The organism is uncultured Helcococcus sp. (genome assembly GCF_946998255.1).
GTDB lineage: Bacteria > Bacillota > Clostridia > Tissierellales > Peptoniphilaceae > Helcococcus.
Genome location: NZ_CAMPYN010000013.1, coordinates 1 through 21,287, shown reverse-complemented (window position 1 = coordinate 21,287; position 21,287 = coordinate 1). Strand labels below are relative to the sequence as shown.

The following is a 21,287-nucleotide window of genomic DNA, read 5'->3' as shown; positions in this document are numbered from 1 at the left end:
AGTTATCTACTTCCTTTAAATATATAAATAGGAGGATCATATGGCAATTAGTGCAAAACAAGTTAAAGAATTAAGAGATTTAACTGGTGCAGGTATGATGGATGCCAAAAATGCTTTGGTAGAAACAGATGGCGATATGGATAAGGCTATCGAAATCTTAAGAGAAAAAGGTGCTGCAAGTGCTGTAAAAAAACAAAGTAAAGTAGCTGCAGAAGGTTTAATTAAACTACATGTTGCGGAAGATAATACTAAAGGTGCTTTAGTTGAAATTAACTCACAAACAGACTTTGTTGCTAAAAACGAAGTATTTATCGATTTAACAGATAAGATTGTAAAACATGTATATGATAATGATATTGCTACAGTAGAAGAATTAAATGCATCAGAAATTGATGGTCAAAACTTTGAAGACTTCTTAAAAGAACAAATTGCTTCAATTGGAGAAAATATTGTTGTTAGAAGATTAGCTTTATTTGAAGCTGGCGAAAATGACTTTATCATGGGTTATGTTCACTTTAACAAAACAAATGGTGTTTTATTAAGAGTTAAAGTTGATTCAGAAGAAACAAAAGAAAAAGCAAAAGATATAGCACATAAAGTAGCTATGCATATTTCTGCTTTAGGACCAGAATACATCACATACAATGAATTCCCAGAAGGATTTGTTGAAGCTGAATTATCGGGATTAATAGGTCACTTAAAAGTTGAAAATGAAGATAATGAAATATTAGGAAAACCATTAAAGACTATTCCAGAATATGGTTCAAGATCGCAAATTACAGAAGAAGTATTAAAGGCTAAAGAAGAAGAAATCAAACAAGAATTATTAGCTGAAGGTAAACCAGAAAAAATCTTAGATAAGATTATACCTGGTAAAATGGCAAGGTTCTTAGAAGATAATACACAAATTGACTCACAATTTGCTTTATATAGCCAAGGTTTTGTATTAGACCCAGAAAAAACTGTTGAAGAAGCATTGAAAGAAGAATCAGCTAAAGTAAACGGTGAAATAGAAGTAGTTGAATACAAGAGATTTGTTGTTGGTGAAGGTATCGAAAAGAAAGAAGAAGACTTCGCTTCTGAAGTAGCTCAACAAATGGCTGGTAAATAATTACGACAATTTTAAGAGAACATTTTTATGTTCTCTTTTATTCTATATAGATATAAAGGAGCAAAAATGTCTAAATATAAACGTGTACTTATTAAACTTAGTGGAGAATCTTTAGCTGGAAATAAAGGTTTTGGAATGGATGACCAAGCTATTATGAATATAGCTCATGTATTAAAAAATGTACATGAAGAAGGTGTAGAAATAGCTATTGTTGTTGGTGGAGGAAACTTCTGGAGAGGTAGAGATACTGATGATATGGATAGAACTACATCTGACAATATCGGCATGTTAGGTACTGTGATGAATGCTTTAAGAGTACAATCAGCTTTAGAAGCCTTAGATTTAGAAACTAGGGTCCAAACAGCCATTAAAATGGATGAAGTTGCTGAACCTTTTATAGTTAGAAAAGCTATAAGGCACTTAGAAAAAGGTAGAATAGTTATTTTTGCAGCTGGTACAGGACATCCTTATTTTTCTACAGATACAACTTCTGCATTAAGAGCTTTAGAAATTCAGGCCGATGCTATGTTGATGGGTAAAACAGGTACAGATGGTATTTATGATAAAGATCCAAATAAGTATGATGATGCTGTAAAATATGATAAACTTACTTATAGGGAGATGCTTGAAAAAAATCTTCAAGTAATGGACGCTGCCGCTACATCATTGGCTAAGGATAATGAGATGCCAGTTATTGTTTTCGGTATAGATGATCCTAACAACTTAATTAAAGTTATCAATGGTGAAGAAATTGGTACTTATGTCGGAGGGTAAAAATGACAGATAATATTATTAAAAATGGTAGAAAATCTTTAGAAGAACATTTATTGGGATATAAAGAAAATTTATCACAAGTTAGAGCGGGAAGGGCAAATCCTTCACTAGTTGAAAATATTAAATTTGACTACTATGGTGTAGAAACACCTATTAGAAATGCTGCTACTATTACAGTTCCTGAAGCTAGATTATTAGTAATCCAACCTTGGGATGCTAGTCAATTAAAAGAAATTGAAAGAGCAGTACAAGCTTCTGACTTAGGCATTACTCCAAGTAATGATGGTAAAGTAATTCGTTTACCATTCCCAGAATTAAACGAAGAAACAAGAAATAACTTAGCTAAGGAAGTTAAACAAAAGGGAGAACAATCAAAAGTTGGTGTTAGAAACCAAAGAAGAGACATGATTGACCTAGTTAAAAAGGCTGAAAAAAACAAAGAAATATCTGAAGATGAAAGAAGAGCTTTAGAAGAAGACATTCAGAAATTAGTAGATGAATTTATTAAGAAAATTGATCAAGTTACACAAGAAAAAGAAAAAGAACTTAAAACTGTTTAATAGGTAGAGCTATGGACCAAGAAAAATTAAAAAATCTTGTCGAAGAATATTCTCTTGAACATATTGCCATCATAATGGATGGAAATGGTAGGTGGGCTCAGAAAAGAGGCGAGGGTAGGAGCTATGGCCACAAAATGGGTATAGAACAAGTAATCGACCTTGTAAAAAATGCCAATAAATTAAATATAAAAGCCTTAAGTCTATATGCCTTTTCAACTGAAAATTGGAAAAGACCTGATGATGAAGTTTTCACTTTATTTGATCTCCTTTCAAGTTTCTTCAATAGAAGATTAAAAGAATTAATTGAAGAAAATGTTAGAGTTCAAGTCATGGGAGATATCAGCAAATTGCCACTAATAACAAGAAAAGCTATAGAAACAACTATAAATAAAACTTCATCTAATAATGGGTTAGTATTAAATATTGGTATAAACTATGGTTCCCGTGACGAAGTCAAAAAAGCTTTATTGGACATTCTGAATGATTATGACCAAGGAAAGATATCTAGAGATGATATTGATACAGAAACTTTATCTAGATATTTATATACAAAAAATCTTAAAGATCCAGACTTATTAATTAGAACTGGTGGAGAAGAAAGATTATCAAATTTTATGCTTCACCAAATGGCTTACACAGAATTTTACTTTACTGATTGCCTATGGCCAGATTTTAACTATGATGAATTAGAGAAAGCCATATTAGAATATCTAAGTAGGGATAGAAGATTTGGTGGATTAAATGAAGAATAATTTTATAAGTAGAACTATTACTGGTGCCCTTATTGTGGCATCAGTAGTAGCTATTTTATTGACAAATTTTAATATTATAAGTTTAGCTTTTATACTTACATCAAATCTAGCTATATATGAACTAATAAGAGTTTTGGAAAAAATGGATAAAAGTGTTCTTAAAGCACCTGCATATATTTTCAACAATATATTTTTATTAGTTATAGCCTTCGTAGGCAAAGAGTATGCCTTAGTCTTATTATGTATATACTTTATATCTTTAGCTATATCACTTATTTTTGATAAAAATAAGACTATAAACGACTTAAGTACAAATGTATTTTTGGCTATATATATTACGTGTGCCTATAGTACAATAATTTTACTTAAGGATCCTAAATGGATTGGATTTGCTATATTTATAACTGCTTTTTCTGATACCTTTGCGTATTTGGTAGGTATTAGCATAGGAAAAAACAAGTTTAATTTTCTTAAAGAATTGAGCCCGAAAAAAACAATTGAAGGATCAGTTGGTGGCATTTTCGGTTCTTTACTCTTTGTGTATTTGTTTAAGCTGTATTTTAATTTAGACCATGTTTTATTGATGTATTTGGCAAGTATATTGATATCAATAGTATCCCAGTTCGGAGACTTATTTGCTTCATATATTAAAAGACGTGCAAATGTTAAAGATTATGGAAAAATATTAAGGGGGCATGGGGGAATCATGGATAGGTTTGACTCTTTATTGTTTGTTGCGCCCCTAGTTTATTTATTTGTTAATTTATTGGAGTTAGTATAATGGATTTTATTGGAATATTATTAGCTATAGTTTTATTTTTATTTTTAATAACTATACATGAAAGTGGCCATTTTATAGGAGCTAAACTTTCAGGCATTAAGGTAAATGAATTTTCTATAGGCATGGGACCAAGTTTATTCAAAAAGCAAGGCAAAGAAACCTTATATTCATTTAGATTACTTCCAATTGGTGGATATGTAATGATGGAAGGGGAGGATGAGAGTTCAAATGACCCTAGGTCTTACAAAAATTCTGCTGCTTGGAAAAGATTCTTAACTATTTTAGCAGGTCCATTTACTAATTTTTTATTTGGATTTTTAGTTTTTGTTTTATTGGCCAATTTTTCAGGCTACGCATCAAATACAATAGATCAAGTAGTGGAAAATAGTCCAGCTGCTTTAGCCGGTCTTGAAAAAGGTGATAAAATAGTAAAAGTAAATGGCAAAAACACCTATATTTTTAACCAAATAAGTAAAGAAATTAATGACAGTGATAATAAACTTGACTTAGAAATAAAAAGAAATGGTGAAAAATTTTCATATACTTTAGATACTGAGATACAAGATAATAGAAAAGTTGTTGGAATTGTTTCGGAAGTTAAAAAGGACTTTTTAGGTTCATTAAAATATGGTATCCATAATACTATTTTTATGACTTCTACTATATGGGAAGGCTTAAAAGGCTTGGTAACAGGAGTATTTGGTTTAGAAAACTTATCTGGACCAATAGGTGTTATCAGTCAAGTAGGAAAGTCTGTATCCTATGGTTTTATTACTTATATTAATATGGCAGCCTTGATTTCTTTAAACTTAGGCTTATTTAATCTTTTACCAATTCCAGCCTTAGATGGGTCTAAACTAGTATTTAACTTGTTTGAAATGATTACAGGTAAAAAGGTAAATGAGAAATTTGAAACTACCATTACTTTTATTGGATTTTTTGCTCTATTAGCATTGATTTTAGTAGTTTCTTATAATGATATTGTTAAAATTTTTAGATAATCTTATTGAGGGGATAAAATGAAATTTAACAAGATGCTTGATGATATAAATAAAAAATATGAAACGGAACTCATCCTTGATGATGTTTCGTTTTTTAAGCTTGAAAATATATTGGAAATAAATCTTTTAGCTTTAGAGCTTGAAGTAAGAGACCATATTATTGAAGATATAATGCAAAAATTAGAAAATATGCCTGTTTTTATAGAGTTGAATATCATTGTACTTGAGGAGATCTTAAATGAATTGAATGAAAAATTCACAAGTATTAAAACTGAGCTTAAAGATAATGAACTTATAATATCATTAAATAATATTTCTGAAGTTAGTTTATATGAAACAAATATTCATTTTAACCAATATAAAGAAAAATTAGAAAAACTTAATATAAAGATAAAGTTTGTAGAAGCAGAATTAAGTGAAAATCAACTTTTAGACATAGAAAAAAGACTGGAAGAAAAGGAATTTCAATTACAAGAACAAATTCAAAATAGTCAAATTAAAAGTAAAGAAAAAGAAGTTAAAGTGGAACAGATGGAAAAAGGAGCCTTTGAATATGGATCTATAAAAACTGCTCCTAAAATTATGTCTTCCATAGATAGCCTTACAGAAGATGGGTCAAGAGTTTCAATAAAAGGGCAGATATTTGAGTTAAATTATAGGAAAATTACAAATTCTACAATTGTAAGTTTTGATATAGATGATGGATATGAAGCCTTAAGGTGTAAGCTATTTGTTAATGATAAAAAGTTCCGAGCCTTTGAAGAATCTGTGAAAAATGGAATGGGTGTTATTGTTAATGGTAGTTATAGGTATGATGACTACGAAAGGGCAATGGTTTTAAATGTCTCTGGTATTGAAGAAATAGTATTGCCTGTTAAAACTGATACTAGTCCTGATAAAAGAATAGAGATGAATATCCATACTAAAGCTTCTAACTTGGAATCTATAGTAGAAATTTCAGAATTATTTGAAAGATTAAAAAATTATGGTCATGAAGCTGTAGGTATTACAGACTTATTTAATGTGCAGGCATATCCAGAAATTAATAAATTTGCTAAAAAATATGATATAAAAGTTAATTATGGTATGCAGGCTAATTTATCAGAAGACTATCCAAGTATTTTGGTTAACCATTATGACCTTGAAGTAGAAGATAAAGACTTTGTGGTTTTTGATATTGAAACAACAGGATTGTCTAATTTAACAGATAAAATTATAGAATTTGGGGCTGTAAAGATTAGAGATGGTAAAATTATTGATATCTTTGAAGAATTTGTAAATCCTCAAGAACCCTTAAGTGATTTTACTACTGAATTAACTGGTATTACCAATAACATGGTTTCAAATGCTGAAACTATAGATAAGGTGTTGCCAAGATTTTTAGAATTTGCAAAAGATACTATTTTAGTTGCTCATAATGCAGAATTTGATGTTCCCTTTGTTATTGCAAAGGCTAATGACTTAAATTTAGAATTTAAACCTGCTTATATGGATACCCTTTATATATCTAGGGCCCTACATCCTGAATTCAAAAACCATAGGTTAAATACCCTAGCTAAAAATTATCAGGTATCACTATTAAACCACCATAGGGCTTCAGATGATGCTAAGGCAACTGCAGATATATTCTTACATATGTTAAGAGAAATAGAAGAATTAGGCAGTAAGATAGATAAGCATGTAAATAAAATACCAACTCAAATGCCTAAGGGAGAAAATAAGGAATATCAAAACATAATTTTTGCCAAGAATTATATTGGGTTAAAGAATTTATATACCTTAGTTACAAAGTCAAACCTCAATTATTTTTATAGGGAACCTAGGATTCCATACCAAGTATATGAAGACCACAAGGAAGGTTTATTAATAGGTACAGGAAATTACAAATCGAAACTATTTAACCTTACGGCATTGAAATATGAAGACCATATACTTAGTGAAGAAATAAAGAAATTTGATTTTCTTGGTATCCTACCTTTAGACTTTACTGATCACCTTATTAATAGGTCATATATAAAGGATATGGATCATTTTATTGAAATAAATAAAAAGATGATCGATCTTGCTAAAGAAAATAAGATTCCTATTTTAGCTATAGGGGATGTATATTATTTAGACAAAAAAGATTATCCTTATAGGAATATTATTAAAAATTATCCTAGAAAAAGGTCATTAGAAGATTCAGGTGCCTTCTATTTTAAGACAACTAATGAAATGCTAGACCAATATGACTATTTAGACGAAGAAACCAAAAGAGAACTTGTGATTGAAGGTCCAAAAAAGCTTAATGATATGATAGAAAAAATATCACCAATAGCCTCTGGTACCTTCCCACCAAAAATCAAAGATGCTGAAAAGCAATTAAGAGATACAAGCTTTGAAAAAGCTAGGTCTATATATGGAGAGGACTTGCCGGAAATAGTTGAGGAAAGATTAAATAAAGAGCTTGATTCTATTATTTCAAATGGTTATGCAACCCTATATATGATTGCAAAATTGCTTGTAGAAAAATCAATTGATGATGGATACTTAGTTGGTTCAAGGGGGTCAGTAGGATCTTCATTTGCAGCAACTATGGCAGATATTACAGAAGTAAATCCTCTTCCTCCACACTATGTTTGTGGATCATGTAAGTATACTGAATTTGTAAAATCAGATGAATATACCACAGGTGTTGACTTACCAGATAAAAATTGTCCTGTATGTAATGAAAAGTTAAATAAGGATGGTTTTGATATACCTTTTGAAACATTCTTAGGATTTGAAGGTGACAAGGAACCAGATATAGACCTTAACTTTGCTTCTGTCTACCAGTCAAAAACACACAAGTATACCGAAAGTCTATTCGGTAAAGGAAAAGTATTTAGAGCTGGTACATTAAGCACAGTTGCTGAAAAAACAGCAGCTGGTATGGCCTTGAAATTTAAAGAGTTTTACCCGGATTATGATTTAATTAAGACTGACTATGCAAATATAAATAGGGTTAAGAGAAAAATAGTGGGGGTAAAAAGATCTACTGGACAACATGCCGGTGGCTTAATAGTCGTACCTGAAGAAAAAGACATTGAAGACTTTACACCTGTCCAATACCCAGCCGATAAAAAAGAATCCGGCATTATAACTACCCACTTTGATTACCATGCCATTGAAGAAAACTTATTGAAGTTGGACTTGTTGGGCCATAATTCACCTACAGTTATCAGGCTTTTATCAGACATGTCCAAGATAAATGCGGTAAATGTTGACTTATCAGACCCTGATACCATGTCAATCTTTTCATCAACTGAAAAATTAAATATAGAGCATGATTATACAAATATTAATAATGGTAGTTTAGGTATACCAGAATTTGGCACATATTTTGTAAGGACCATGCTTGATGATACAAAACCAACTACTTTTGATGAATTGATAAGAATATCAGGCTTGTCTCACGGTACTGACGTATGGCTTGGCAATGCTCAAGAATTAGTTAAAGCAGGTACTGCGACCCTAAAATCCGCTATTTGTACCCGTGACGATATTATGAACTATTTAATAGATAAAGGCTTAGAATCAAAACTAGCCTTTATAATCATGGAACAGGTAAGAAAGGGTAGGGGACTTACTGAAGAACAAATCGCTGAAATGAAAAATAACAATGTACCACAATGGTATATTGACTCCTGTCTAAAAATCAAGTATATGTTCCCTAAGGCTCATGCTGCTGCTTATGTAATGATGTCCTATAGGATTGCATATTTTAAAGTACATTATCCAGCTTATTTCTATGCTGTAAGTTTTACCAATGAAATATCAGACTTTAAATTTGCAGAAATAAAGCAAGGCTTAGACTATTTAACAGTATTTATAAAACAGTTAAAACAAGAACCAGGTTTTGTAGATAATGTCTTTTACACTTATGAATTAGCTGAAGAAATGTATGCAAGGGGGATCAAGTTTGCGGATATAGACTTATATGAATCTCATCCTACAAACTTTGAAGTAATAGATGAATCCACTATAAGACCACCCCTTATGGCTATAGATAATGTATCAGAAGCTATAGCTTTAGATATAGCCAAGGCTAGGGAAAAAGGCAAGTTTATATCTAAAGAAGATTTTAAGCAAAGAACCATAACAAATAAGACAGCTATGGCAAGTATAGAAGATCTTGGTTTGTTTGAAGGTATGCAAGAAACCAATCAAATTGATTTCTTTAGCATATAAGTATTAAATTTGACCTACTTATAAATAATTGTTATAATAAGGTAGATGAAGATAGAATGTTACTAAAGAGTGGGAGTTCCCACTCTTTATTGTTTATATCAAGGAGATGGTATGACAAATGAGATGTTAGAAGATCTAAGACTTATCTTAGAAAAAGAACTTGAAGAAAAGGGATATGAACTTATAGACCTTGAATTTGTTCATGAAGATGGGGACTTTTACCTAAGATTATTTATATGGAATGAAGAAGGTATAACTATTGATGATACAGAAATAGTTGCTAGGTATTTAAGCGAAAGACTGGATGAAATTGACCCTATAGATAAGCAATATTATTTGGAGGTTTCATCTCCGGACTTAAACAGGCCGCTTAAAACAACTGATGATTTAAGAAGAAATATGCACAATGAAGTGGTAGTGAAGCTATATAAAAAGATAGATGGATCTAAAGAATATGACGGTTTTATAGTAGATTATTCTGATGATCATCTAACTATTTTAATGGAAAATGATGTAGAAAAGAAATTTGATAGAAAGGATATAAGTCTTATAAAACAATTAGTAAGATTTTAAAAGTGAAATGAATAAAGATTTTATAAGATCTCTTGACGAATTAGAAAGAGAAAAAGGAATTAATAAGCAAGATATCATAGATGCTATTGAAAAAGCTTTGATTAAAAGTTATGAAGAGCAATATGGTGAATCAAATGTTGAAATTGATTTTAATAAAGACAATGGGGACATTAAGGTATATTCAATAAAGGATATAGTGGAAGAAGTAGAAAATAAAGAAACACAAATATCCTTAGAAGAAGCCCTATCCCACAGAAAAAGATCAAAATTGGGTGGCCAAATTAAGATTCAAGTTAAACCAAAAGACTTTTTAAGGGTTGCTGCTCAAAAGGGTAAAAATATAGTAATCCAATTTTTAAGAGATGCTGAAAGAAGATCTATATATGATAGCTATATAGATAAAGAAAAAGAATTGCTAAATGGTAGTGTACAAAGAATTGACCACAACAATATATATGTGGATTTAGGTAAGTCAGAAGGTTTTATACCTGAAAGAGAAACTGTAGAAGGTGAAAACTTTAAACCAGGTGACAGGATCAAGGTATATGTAAAAGAAGTTAAGGATACACCAAAGGGACCACAGATTATTTTATCTAGAAAAGATGGAGCCTTTGTTACAAGATTATTTGAATTAGAAGTTCCTGAAATATCACAAGGTCTTGTTGATGTAATGTCAATTGCAAGAGAAGCTGGTTTTAGAACTAAGATTGCAGTAAGAGCTACAGATGAAAATATAGATCCAGTTGGTGCTACAGTTGGTATGAAGGGTAGCAGGGTAAATGCAATCGTAGAAGAAATAAATGGAGAAAAAATAGATATAATCATTTGGGATGAAGATATCAAAGTATATATATCAAATTCCTTATCACCTGCTGAAGTTATTTATGTATTTGCAGATGAAAAATCAAAAGAAGCAACAGCCTTTGTACCTGATAGTCAATTGTCATTAGCAATTGGTAAAGAAGGACAAAATGTTAGATTAGCTGCTAAATTGACAGGTTGGAAGATTGATATAAAACCTGAATCCCAACAAGATGAAATAATTGAACAGCTTGAAGAACAATATAAAGAAGCTGCTGAATCTGAAGAAGATGAAAATATTGAAAATAATGATGCTTTAGATGTAAGTATTGATGAAGAAGTTCTTGAAGATGAAGATATAGCTGAAAATTCAGAAGATGATAATCAAATAGATGAAGAAACAAATTCTATTAGAGTTTATGAACTAGCAAAAGAAGTTGGTTTATCAAGTAAAGAATTAATAGCAAGCTTGAAGAAAAATCTTTCAATTAATGTTAAAAGTCATATGTCTTCATTGGAAAGTGAAGAATTACAAGAAGCTTTAGAATATTTTGACATGAAATAATATGAAAACAAATAAAATTAGATTAAGAAAATGCATTGTTTGCAGGGAAAAATTCCCACAAAATGAATTAATACGAGTAGTAAGACAAAAAGATGGGACTGTAAGCATTGACCATGATGGAAAAATAAACGGTAGGGGAGCTTATTTTTGCAAAGATAAGCAAACTATTGAAAAGATCATAGACAAAAAACTATTAAATAGACACTTGAAAGTTAATGTTCCTGATGAAATCTATAAGGAGTTAGAGTCTATGTAGAAAGGTGTTTATATGACAAAATTAAGAATTTATGAATTAGCAAAAGAAGTTGGTTTATCAAGTAAAGAATTGATAAAAGAATTAAACGAAGAATTCGGCTTAGATATAAATAGTCATATGGAAGTGATTGAAGGTGAAAACTTAGAGTTGATAAGAGACTACTATCACGAAATAAATGATGAAAACAAGCCAAAAGAAAATAAAGAAGTAGTAGAAGAAGTTGAAGAAGATATCTTTGATGAATATGATGACCAACTAGATGCACAAATCAAAAAAGATGCTAAACGTAATAGAAGAAAAGAAAAGAAAAAACAAAGAAACCAAAACATTCAAGCTGAAGAATCTAAAAAAGAAGTAGAAGAAAGTCCTGATAAAATCTACGTAGAAGAAGGAGTTACAGTAAAAGAACTTGCTGACTTATTAGGAAAGCCAGTTTCTCAAATAATAACTGAACTTATGAAAATGGGCTTAATGCTTAACATGAACCAAGCCTTAACTATTGACCAAGCTATAGAATTAGGTATGGCCTTTGATATTGAAGTTGAAGAAAAACAATCTGAATCTAATGATGAAGATGATATTTCTAAATTAGACTTTGAAGATAAGGAAGAAGACTTAGTTGAAAGAGCTCCAATAATTACAGTAATGGGACACGTAGACCACGGTAAAACTTCCTTACTTGACAGAATTAGAAACTCTAGAGTTGCAAGTGGAGAAGCAGGTGGTATTACCCAACATATCGGTGCTTCAACAGTTTATGTAAATGACAAAAAGATTGTATTTTTAGATACACCAGGCCACGAAGCTTTTACTCAAATGAGACTTAGGGGTGCAAATACAACTGATATAGTTATCCTAGTAGTTGCTGGTGATGATGGGGTTATGCCTCAAACCATTGAAGCTATTAACCACGCTAAGGCTGCTGGAAACCCTATTGTTGTTGCTATAAATAAGATGGATAAATATGAAGCAAATCCAGACAGAGTTAAAACTGAACTAGCTGAACACGGGTTAATGCCTGAAGACTGGGGTGGGGATACAGTTATGATTCCACTATCTGCTCACACAGGTGAAGGTGTTGATGAACTATTAGAAATGGTTCAAATGATTGCTGAATTAAAAGAATTAAAGGCAAATCCAAACAGACCTGCAGTAGCAACAGTTATAGAAGCTCAATTAGATAAGGGTAGAGGACCAGTTGCAAATATTCTTGTTGAAAAAGGTACCTTATCACAGGGTGACTTCATTGTTTCAGGACATTCATATGGTAAGGTAAGAGCTATGTTTGACTCTAGCCAAAAACAAGTGAAAAAAGCTAGACCATCTACACCTGTACAAGTTTTAGGTTTATCAGATGTACCTGAAGCTGGTGACAAAGTTTATGTAGTAAAAGATGAAAAGACAGCTAGAAAATATGCTGAAAAAGTAGCCCAACAGGAAAAAGAAGACTTTGTAAAGAGAACATCACAAGTTAACCTTGACCAGTTATATGAAAAAATCTCTGATGGTGATTTGAAAGAAATTAATATCTTAGTTAAGACTGATGTAAAAGGTACTATTGATGCTGTTACAAGTTCACTACAAAAATTATCAAATGAAGAAGTAAAGATAAATATAGTTCACGGTGCTGTAGGTGGTATAAATGAATCTGACGTAATGTTAGCCTCTGCATCAAATGCTATAATAATTGGTTTCAATGTAAGACCAAACCAAGGAGCTAAGTCACAAGCTGCAGAAAATGGTATTGAAATTAGAACCTACAGAGTTATCTACGAAGCTATCGAAGACTTAGAAAAGGCTATTAAGGGTATGTTATCACCTAAATATGTTGAACAAGTTATCGGTACAGCTGAAGTTAGAGATGTCTTTAAGATACCAAGAGTTGGTAATATAGCAGGTGTTTATGTAACCAATGGACAAATGAAGAGAGATGCTGGCGTAAGACTTATTAGAGATAATATTGTTGTTTATGAAGGAAAATTATCTTCATTAAAGAGATTTAAGGATGATGTAAGAGAATTAAATCAAGGATATGAAGGTGGATTAGGTATAGAAAACTACAACGACATTAAAGTAGGCGATGTAATAGAAGCTTATGTAGACAAGGAAGTTGAGAGATAAGATGAAAAAAACTAGAATATCAAGAATTGCATCAGAAATGCAGAAAGAAATTTCTGTAATTATTAATCAGGACCTTAAAGATTCAAGGATTGCTCCTATAACATCAATTACTGAAATAGATTTGAAAGATGACCTACAATCAGCAAAAATATATGTTTCAGTTTTAGGTGATAAAAAAGATAAGGAAGAAACTATGGCGGGATTAACATCTTCAATAGGATACATTAAAAAATTATTGGGAGAAAGGATGAACCTACGTCATATACCTGATTTAAGATTTACCCTAGATGAACATCTTGAAAAAGTTAATAAGCTGGATAAACTTATAGATCAAGTTATTAAAAAAGATAATGAGGCAATAGATGCAAGAGAAGATAAATAAACTTATAAAACAAATAGATAAGGCAGAAAATATTTTAATATCTGCACATATTGCACCAGATGGAGATGCTATTGGATCTTCATTTGGTCTCTGCCTTATTTTAAGAAATATGGGAAAAAATGTTTATGTAGTAAAAAATGATGACTACCCAACATATATCAATTTCATGTATAGGGATGATTTATATTTCAATGATGAATTTGAAAAAGCTGACTTATTTATATCTGTAGATAGTGCTGATAAAGCTAGAATAGGTTCATCAGCTAAATATATGGATGAGGCTAAGGATACTGCAATCATTGACCACCATATTACAAATGAAGGTTATTCTAACAATGATATAATCTATATGTCATCATCAGCTAGTGAAATGGTAGCAGAAATATTTATTGATTCAAATATTGAAATACCAAAAGAAGCTGCAAATTACCTATACTTAGGTATAATGACCGACACATACAGGTTCCAATATGATGCAGCAGATGCTAAGACCTTAGAAAATGCAGCAAAATTAATTAGACTTGGAGCTGATAAGAAAAGAATCCAAGAAGAATTGTATGATAGATTAGATATTAACCAATTATTCTTACAAGTTGAAGTGATTAAAAATGCCACAAGAATTGGTAAACAAATAATAACTGCAAAAATCACTAAAGACCTAGTTGCAAAATTTGGTATGACTATGGATGATGCTGAAGGCTTAGTCTCAATGCTAAGGACTATAAATGGAATTGAAGTATCAGCTATAGCTAAAGAAGAATCAGCTGAAGAAACTAAATTAAGTTTTAGATCACAAGCTAAAGTAGATGTTTCTAAAATTGCTGTCGAATTTGGTGGTGGTGGTCATGTAAGAGCTTCAGGTGCGACAACTAAAGGTAATATTGATGAAGTTTTTGCTCGACTAAATAAAAGAATGGAGAAATTGTATGAAGATGGGGATCTTAGCGATAAATAAAGCTAAAAACATGACTTCCCATGATGTGGTTGCAATTTTAAGAAAGAAACTAGGGACAAAAAAGGTTGGCCATACAGGCACCCTAGATCCGATTGCAACTGGTGTTCTACCGATGTGTATTGGTAGGGCTACAAAACTCTCCCAATATGTTAGCGACCTTGGTAAGGCCTATATAGCGGATTTAGAATTTGGAAAAGAGACTTCCACTTATGATTGTGAAGGGGAAGTAATCAATATTTCTGACAAACAAATATTTACTAAAGAAGAAATAAATAAAGAATTGAATAAATTTAAGGGGGAAATATCACAAGTTCCTCCTATTTATTCAGCTATAAAGGTTGATGGTAAAAAGCTTTATGAATACGCCAGAGAAGGAAAAAAAGTTGAAATTAAAGCTCGTAAGGTTACTATTCATGATATAAAACTATTAGATCTTAATGCTAATAGGGCTAAAATATATGTAGATTGTTCTAAAGGAACATACATACGATCTCTAATCCATGACTTAGGAAGAAATCTTGGGACCTATGCCTTTATGACAGACTTACAAAGGATTAAAGTAGGTAACTTATCAATAGAACAAACTATAGACATATCTGATATAGATAAGTATTCAAAAGAAGATCTTTATAATCTAATAATAAAGCCAGAAGAAGTTTTGGATACTTTACCTAGATTTGATGTTGATGATAATATAAGATTTAGACTTATAAATGGTCAAAGAGTTAATGTGAAAGATATTAAAAAATCAGAGAAAATACAGGAAAATACTTTGACTTTAGTATTTAATAACAATAATTTCTTAGGTTTGGCTATGAAAAATGATAATATATTTAAAATGGAGAAATTGATTTGGCAAGAATAATTGATTTAGATAAAGAAAATTCAACAGAATCTATTGATAAATCAGCAATAGCCCTAGGAAATTTTGATGGTTTTCACCTAGGACATAGAAATATCATAAAAAAGGCTATTGATGTTGCTAAAGAAAAAGATATAAAATCTTCAGTGCTTATTTTTAAGCAACATACTAATGAAGTTTTTCCTCAATTTGAGAGAAGATATCTTAACTCAGTAGAAGATAAGATCGAAACTTTAGAAAAACTTGGTATAGACTATATATTCATAAAGGACTTTAGTGAGAAATTTGCTAAATTAAATAGAGACCAATTTATGCTTGATTTTATAGTCGGTCAGCTAAAAGCAAATTCTATTGTATGTGGAAGAGACTATACCTTCGGTAAAAAAGACGATGCCAATGTTAGTCATATTTTACAATATGAAAAAGATAATCTTTTAAATGCCTATATTGTAGATGATTATTTATATAAAGGCTCAAAACTATCATCTACCTTGATAAGGGACATGATAAAATCTGGAGAGGTGAAGGAAGCATCTACTATACTTGGAAACAATTATACAATTAAAGGACAGGTTGTCCATGGAAAAAAAATAGGAAGCAAAGAGTTAGGATATCCAACTGCAAATCTTGCCTTAGATTTTCCATATGTTTTACCTGCTGAAGGGGTGTATTTGACCAATATTTATATCAATTCAAATAAGTATTTATCATTAACTTCAATAGGTACGAATCCTACAGTTACAAATAGCAAGGACATAAAAGTAGAAGTTTATATCTTGGATTTCAATGAAAAAATATATGGTTCAAAGGTGAAAGTTGAATTCATAGACTGGATCAGGGGACAGGTAAAGTTTGATAGTAAAGAAGAACTTATTAAACAAATGGACCAAGACCTAGATTTTGCCTTAAAATATAAAAAAAATAATTTACAAAACTAATATTATTTGTTATACTTATTAAGTACTTTTGCTTGGTAATAGAGGACTCCGGTCTTTACTCGGTAAAAAGTGAAATATAAAAATATGGAGGAAGATATGATAACACCAGAAAAGAAAGTAGAATTAATTAAAGAATATGGTAGAGGTGAAGGTGATACAGGTTCACCAGAAGTGCAAATTGCTATATTCTCACATAGAATAGACAATCTTACAGAACACTTAAAAGCAAATCCAAAAGATAGTGCTTCAAGAAGAGGATTATACATGTTAATCGGTAAGAGAAGAGGTCTATTAAACTACTTAGAAAAGAAAGATATTGAAAGATATAGAGATATCGTTTCAAAATTAAAATTAAGAAGATAATAGAACAATAATTAAGAGCTGGAGTTAATATATATTGACTTCAGCTTTATTATTTTACTATAAAAATAAATGATTTTACACAATTACTAAAGTTCTATGTTAATATATAAAGAGAAGAAAAGATTAAAAATATATAATAGCAGGTGCTATTAAAGGAGAAAGTATGGTAAATACATATAAATATAAATCAGATCATAATCAATTTGATATTGAAATAGGCAAGCTTGCTAAACAAGCAAATGCTGCATTGACCTTAAGATCTGGTGATACAATGGTTTTAGTGACTGCAGTTGCATCCGATAAACCAAGGGAAGGTATAGACTTTTTCCCACTATCAGTAGAAGTTCAAGAAAAAATGTATGCTGTGGGTAGGATACCTGGCGGATATGTTAAAAGAGAAGGTAAACCAACAGATGAGGCAACACTTACAGCTCGTATGATTGATAGACCTATTAGACCACTATTTCCAGAAGGATATAAAAATGATGTTCAAATAGTCGCTACAGTATTATCAGCCGATGAAGACCATGAATATGGTATCTTATCAACGATTGGTGCTTCAATAGCCCTATCTATTTCTGATATACCATTTATGGGACCAATAGCTGGGGTAGAAGTAGGGTATATTGATGGTCAATATATTATAAATCCAAATAAAGAACAAAGAGAAAAATCAAAGTTAGCCTTGACCTTAGCTGGTACAGAAGAAGCTATCATGATGGTAGAAGCTGGTGCACAAGAGCTTACTGAAGAAGAAATGTTAGAAGCAATCTTATTTGGACATGAAGAGATTAAAAATATTTGCCGCTTTATAAAAACTATAGTTGAAGAAATCGGTAAAGAGAAAAAAGAATTTGAATATGAAGATGTAGATCCACAATTATATAGTGATATAGAAATTGAATTTGGTGCTAGAATTAAAGAAGCTCTTAAAAATGCAGATAAGGCAAGTAGAGAAGACGATGTAGATGCTTTAAGAGAAGAAGTCTTAGAAAAATATATTGACGAAGAAGACGAAGATAATGAAGACTTATTAAAAGAAGTTTCAAGAATATTCAACCAGTTAGAAAAAACAATTGTAAGAAGACTAATATCTGTTGATAAGATAAGACCAGATGGAAGAAAATTAACAGAAATTAGACCTTTATCAGCAGAAGTTGCTTTAGTACCAAAGGTACATGGTTCTGGTTTATTTACTAGGGGACAAACTCAAGTATTAAATATTGCTACCCTAGCAGGACCTTCAGAAAAAGAATACATTGATGGTATGACCGAAGAAGAAGTAACAAAGAGATACATGCACCACTACAATTTCCCAGGATATTCTGTTGGTGAAATTGGAAGATTTAGATCAGCTGGTAGAAGAGAAATTGGACATGGTAGACTTGCTGAAAGAGCTTTAGAGCCAGTATTACCTTCTGAAGAAGACTTCCCATATGTAATGAGACTTGTATCAGAAGTTTTAGAATCAAATGGTTCATCTTCAATGGCATCAGTTTGTGGCTCAAGCTTATCTTTAATGGATGCTGGTGTACCAATAAAAGCACCTGTAGCAGGTATTGCTATGGGCTTGATTAAAGAAGGTGAGGATTTATCTATACTTACAGATATCCAAGGACTTGAAGACCACCTAGGAGATATGGACTTTAAGGTAGCTGGTACAAAAGAAGGTATCACAGCCCTACAAATGGATATTAAGATTGACGGTATCGATAGGTCTGTTCTTAGCCAAGCTTTAGAAGATGCTAAAGTTGCAAGATTTAAGATTTTAGATGTGATTTTATCTGCTATATCTGAACCAAGAAAAGAATTATCACCAAATGCACCAAGAATCTTCTCAGTAAAGATCGATCCTAAGAAGGTTGGAGAAGTTATTGGTTCTGGTGGTAAAACAATTAATAAGATAATTGAAGAAACTGGAGTTAAAATTGATATTGAAGACGACGGTTTAGTAACAATTACAGCACCAGATGGTCCTTCAGGAGAAAGAGCCTTAGAAATTATAAATGGTATTGTAGAAGAACCTGAAAAAGGTGACGTATACTTAGGTAAGGTTGTAAAGATTACAAACTTTGGAGCCTTTGTAGAGTTTGGATACAACAAAGAAGGCCTTGTTCACATTTCAAAATTAGACCACAAGAGAGTTGAAAAAGTTGAAGATGTGGTAAAAGAAGGCGATGAAATCATGGTTAAGGTTCTTGAAGTTGATGACAAGGGTAGAATAAACCTATCAAGAAAAGACTTACTTGAAAGAGAATAGTTTAATAAAATTAAGAATTTAAAATACTTAAAAATGCTAGATTTTTCTAGCATTTTTTATTTTTACAATCTTTATTATAAAGCTCTAATATGATATAATTATAAAAGAGTTTTTATGGGGGAAAATATGGCTAAAAATAGAAGAAATACTAATAAAAATAAAAAAGATCAAGCTTTAGTAAAGCTTATTTTGGCTATCAGTCTATTTGTAGTCTTTTTATCTGTTATTTTATTAAAAGATAAAATGGGTATACTAGGCAAATATATTAGTCAAGCAATTTTTATAGTATTTGGATTGACAGCTTACATATTACCTTTCTACAGTCTATTTATGTTTTTTGCTTTAAATAATGAGAAATTTTGGGTAAAGCATAAGTCTGACATTAGCGTTATAAGCCTTCTTATTTTATCTTTAATATTGATATTAGGGACTATATACAATAGGGGCGGAAATTATAATGCTATGGTTGAAAACTCTTATTCTCAAGCGTTAAGTTATTCAGGTATAGGTGTTATCTTTACATCTATATATTTTATAATAAATGCCTTAATTGCTGATATTGGAATATATATCTTAACTATTCTATTATTCTTTATTTCTTATTTTTATATATTTGATAAATCTATTGCAGATTTTTTTAAAAATATTTTCTATAAACTATCTAATCTTACAAAAAGAAATGATAATAGTAAAAAAGTTAGAAAACCAGAGTCAAAAACTAGGGAAAAAACTATTATTGATACAAAAGAAAATAATTATATTGAAAACTTTGGAAATAAAGCAATTGAAGAAGATATAGTTCCAAATATTTCATATCATAATGCTAGTGATGAAAAAACAGAAGCTTATGATGATGAAATATTTGAAGAAGAAGTTAGTTCTGGAAGTCAAGTGGCCATCAAGTATGATGAAGATTATGAATATATTAAACCACCAATTGACTTATTAAATAAATCAGATACTAATGTAAGTGATGATGAAAGTATTTTGTTGAAAAATTCTGAAATCATTAAAAATACCTTAGAAAGTTTTGGTATAGAATCAGAAGTTGTTAATATCAATAATGGACCTACCGTAACTTCTTATGAAGTAAAACCACAAATAGGGGTAAAAGTTTCAAAGATTACTAATCTTTCAAATGACTTAGCTATGGCGCTTGCAGCTCCAAGTATAAGAATTGAAGCTCCTATACCTGGTAAACCTTATGTGGGTATAGAAGTACCTAATAGGGAAAAAGATGTAGTTACATTTAGGTCACTTGTTTCAACTGAACAATTCCTAAAAGAAGATGACGATATTACCGTAGTAATCGGTAGAGATATATTTGGTCATCCACAATATGCTAAAATCAATGCCATGCCACACCTTTTAATTGCTGGTGCTACAGGTTCAGGTAAGTCGGTTATGATGAATGCTATTATCATGAGTATTATTTATAAGTACTCACCTCAGGAAGTAGAATTTATCATGATTGATCCAAAGATGGTTGAACTAAAAGTATATAGCAATATTCCACATTTAAGGGGAAGAAAGGTTGTTACTAAGGCATCAGAAGCTACAGCATCATTAAATGAAGCTGTAAGAGAAATGACTAGTAGGTTTGAAAAATTCTCAGAAGCCGGTACCAGGGACATTAAAGCTTATAATGCTAAAGTCCAAGAAGAAATTGATGAAAATGGTGAAAGTGAACTAGAGAAACTACCATACCTAGTTGTTATTATTGATGAGCTTTCTGACCTTATGATGGAAGCATCTAAAGATGTTGAAAATTATATTACTAGACTAGCTCAAATGGGTAGGGCAAGTGGTGTTCACCTTATAATAGCTACACAAAGGCCAAGTGTGAATGTTATAACCGGTATTATTAAAGCTAATATACCATCAAGAATTGCCTTCCAAGTTGCGTCAAGTGTTGACTCTAGGACCATCATTGATATGGCAGGAGCTGAAAAGCTTTTAGGTAAGGGTGATATGCTTTACTATCCAAGCAAGCTACCAAAACCAAAGAGGGTACAAGGCGCAT

At 31.1% G+C, this 21,287-nt stretch carries 18 protein-coding genes; all 18 read left to right on the top strand.

Going from position 1 to position 21,287, the window contains the following annotated elements; all coding sequences use genetic code 11:
* The first annotated feature begins 40 nt into the window (after nt 1–40).
* Nucleotides 41–1,111, top strand: coding sequence for a translation elongation factor Ts (gene tsf / locus Q0U66_RS02130; RefSeq protein WP_297377005.1), 1,071 nt, complete (start codon nt 41–43; stop codon nt 1,109–1,111).
* Nucleotides 1,112–1,177: 66 nt separating this feature from the next.
* Nucleotides 1,178–1,885, top strand: a complete 708-nt coding sequence (gene pyrH / locus Q0U66_RS02125) for a UMP kinase (RefSeq protein ID WP_297377003.1) — start codon at nt 1,178–1,180, stop codon at nt 1,883–1,885.
* A gap of 2 nt (nt 1,886–1,887) precedes the next feature.
* The gene (frr, locus tag Q0U66_RS02120; RefSeq protein WP_103980845.1) at nt 1,888–2,445 is read left to right on the top strand and encodes a ribosome recycling factor; all 558 of its coding nucleotides are present in this window, start codon (nt 1,888–1,890) and stop codon (nt 2,443–2,445) included.
* An 11-nt stretch (nt 2,446–2,456) separates the two neighbouring features.
* A complete protein-coding gene (locus Q0U66_RS02115) occupies nt 2,457–3,197 on the top strand; it encodes an isoprenyl transferase (RefSeq protein ID WP_297376999.1) in 741 nt (246 codons plus the stop codon).
* Nucleotides 3,187–3,978, top strand: a complete 792-nt coding sequence (locus Q0U66_RS02110; protein WP_297376997.1) for a phosphatidate cytidylyltransferase — start codon at nt 3,187–3,189, stop codon at nt 3,976–3,978. Before Q0U66_RS02115 ends, Q0U66_RS02110 begins: the two co-directional genes overlap by 11 nt.
* A complete protein-coding gene (gene rseP / locus Q0U66_RS02105) occupies nt 3,978–4,979 on the top strand; it encodes an RIP metalloprotease RseP (protein ID WP_297376995.1) in 1,002 nt (333 codons plus the stop codon). The genes Q0U66_RS02110 and rseP overlap by 1 nt, the downstream gene beginning before the upstream one ends.
* An 18-nt stretch (nt 4,980–4,997) precedes the next feature.
* Complete coding sequence (locus tag Q0U66_RS02100; RefSeq protein WP_297376993.1) at nt 4,998–9,188, top strand: PolC-type DNA polymerase III; 4,191 nt, start codon at nt 4,998–5,000, stop codon at nt 9,186–9,188.
* 111 nt (nt 9,189–9,299) lie between these two features.
* Nucleotides 9,300–9,761, top strand: a complete 462-nt coding sequence (gene rimP, locus Q0U66_RS02095) for a ribosome maturation factor RimP (protein WP_297376991.1) — start codon at nt 9,300–9,302, stop codon at nt 9,759–9,761.
* A gap of 7 nt (nt 9,762–9,768) precedes the next feature.
* Nucleotides 9,769–11,127 (top strand): transcription termination factor NusA, encoded by a 1,359-nt coding sequence (gene nusA / locus Q0U66_RS02090; RefSeq protein WP_297376990.1) that lies wholly within the window; start codon nt 9,769–9,771, stop codon nt 11,125–11,127.
* A 1-nt stretch (nt 11,128) separates the two neighbouring features.
* Nucleotides 11,129–11,383, top strand: a complete 255-nt coding sequence (locus Q0U66_RS02085; protein ID WP_297376988.1) for a YlxR family protein — start codon at nt 11,129–11,131, stop codon at nt 11,381–11,383.
* A gap of 12 nt (nt 11,384–11,395) precedes the next feature.
* Nucleotides 11,396–13,504, top strand: a complete 2,109-nt coding sequence (gene infB / locus Q0U66_RS02080) for a translation initiation factor IF-2 (protein WP_297376986.1) — start codon at nt 11,396–11,398, stop codon at nt 13,502–13,504.
* 1 nt (nt 13,505) lies between these two features.
* Nucleotides 13,506–13,886, top strand: coding sequence for a 30S ribosome-binding factor RbfA (rbfA, locus tag Q0U66_RS02075; protein WP_297376984.1), 381 nt, complete (start codon nt 13,506–13,508; stop codon nt 13,884–13,886).
* Nucleotides 13,867–14,841, top strand: a complete 975-nt coding sequence (locus tag Q0U66_RS02070) for a bifunctional oligoribonuclease/PAP phosphatase NrnA (protein WP_297376982.1) — start codon at nt 13,867–13,869, stop codon at nt 14,839–14,841. The genes rbfA and Q0U66_RS02070 overlap by 20 nt, the downstream gene beginning before the upstream one ends.
* On the top strand, nt 14,819–15,706 hold the full coding sequence (gene truB, locus Q0U66_RS02065; RefSeq protein WP_297376980.1) for a tRNA pseudouridine(55) synthase TruB: 888 nt from the start codon (nt 14,819–14,821) through the stop codon (nt 15,704–15,706). The genes Q0U66_RS02070 and truB overlap by 23 nt, the downstream gene beginning before the upstream one ends.
* Complete coding sequence (locus Q0U66_RS02060; protein WP_297376978.1) at nt 15,694–16,641, top strand: bifunctional riboflavin kinase/FAD synthetase; 948 nt, start codon at nt 15,694–15,696, stop codon at nt 16,639–16,641. Before truB ends, Q0U66_RS02060 begins: the two co-directional genes overlap by 13 nt.
* Nucleotides 16,642–16,737: 96 nt before the next feature.
* Complete coding sequence (gene rpsO / locus Q0U66_RS02055) at nt 16,738–17,004, top strand: 30S ribosomal protein S15 (protein ID WP_297376976.1); 267 nt, start codon at nt 16,738–16,740, stop codon at nt 17,002–17,004.
* 163 nt (nt 17,005–17,167) lie between these two features.
* A complete protein-coding gene (locus tag Q0U66_RS02050; RefSeq protein ID WP_297376973.1) occupies nt 17,168–19,264 on the top strand; it encodes a polyribonucleotide nucleotidyltransferase in 2,097 nt (698 codons plus the stop codon).
* 126 nt (nt 19,265–19,390) lie between these two features.
* Nucleotides 19,391–21,287: DNA translocase FtsK (locus Q0U66_RS02045; protein WP_297376971.1), on the top strand; the 1,897-nt coding region annotated here is incomplete at its 3' end.

Excerpts from the sequence above, each read along its gene's own strand:
- tsf (WP_297377005.1), top strand. The coding sequence starts at position 41 with ATGGCAATTAGTGCAAAACAAGTTAAAGAATTAAGAGATTTAACTGGT.
- pyrH (WP_297377003.1), top strand. The coding sequence starts at position 1,178 with ATGTCTAAATATAAACGTGTACTTATTAAACTTAGTGGAGAATCTTTA.
- frr (WP_103980845.1), top strand. The coding sequence starts at position 1,888 with ATGACAGATAATATTATTAAAAATGGTAGAAAATCTTTAGAAGAACAT.
- Q0U66_RS02115 (WP_297376999.1), top strand. The coding sequence starts at position 2,457 with ATGGACCAAGAAAAATTAAAAAATCTTGTCGAAGAATATTCTCTTGAA.
- Q0U66_RS02110 (WP_297376997.1), top strand. The coding sequence starts at position 3,187 with ATGAAGAATAATTTTATAAGTAGAACTATTACTGGTGCCCTTATTGTG.
- rseP (WP_297376995.1), top strand. The coding sequence starts at position 3,978 with ATGGATTTTATTGGAATATTATTAGCTATAGTTTTATTTTTATTTTTA.
- Q0U66_RS02100 (WP_297376993.1), top strand. The coding sequence starts at position 4,998 with ATGAAATTTAACAAGATGCTTGATGATATAAATAAAAAATATGAAACG.
- rimP (WP_297376991.1), top strand. The coding sequence starts at position 9,300 with ATGACAAATGAGATGTTAGAAGATCTAAGACTTATCTTAGAAAAAGAA.
- nusA (WP_297376990.1), top strand. The coding sequence starts at position 9,769 with ATGAATAAAGATTTTATAAGATCTCTTGACGAATTAGAAAGAGAAAAA.
- Q0U66_RS02085 (WP_297376988.1), top strand. The coding sequence starts at position 11,129 with ATGAAAACAAATAAAATTAGATTAAGAAAATGCATTGTTTGCAGGGAA.
- infB (WP_297376986.1), top strand. The coding sequence starts at position 11,396 with ATGACAAAATTAAGAATTTATGAATTAGCAAAAGAAGTTGGTTTATCA.
- rbfA (WP_297376984.1), top strand. The coding sequence starts at position 13,506 with ATGAAAAAAACTAGAATATCAAGAATTGCATCAGAAATGCAGAAAGAA.
- Q0U66_RS02070 (WP_297376982.1), top strand. The coding sequence starts at position 13,867 with ATGCAAGAGAAGATAAATAAACTTATAAAACAAATAGATAAGGCAGAA.
- truB (WP_297376980.1), top strand. The coding sequence starts at position 14,819 with ATGGGGATCTTAGCGATAAATAAAGCTAAAAACATGACTTCCCATGAT.
- rpsO (WP_297376976.1), top strand. The coding sequence starts at position 16,738 with ATGATAACACCAGAAAAGAAAGTAGAATTAATTAAAGAATATGGTAGA.
- Q0U66_RS02050 (WP_297376973.1), top strand. The coding sequence starts at position 17,168 with ATGGTAAATACATATAAATATAAATCAGATCATAATCAATTTGATATT.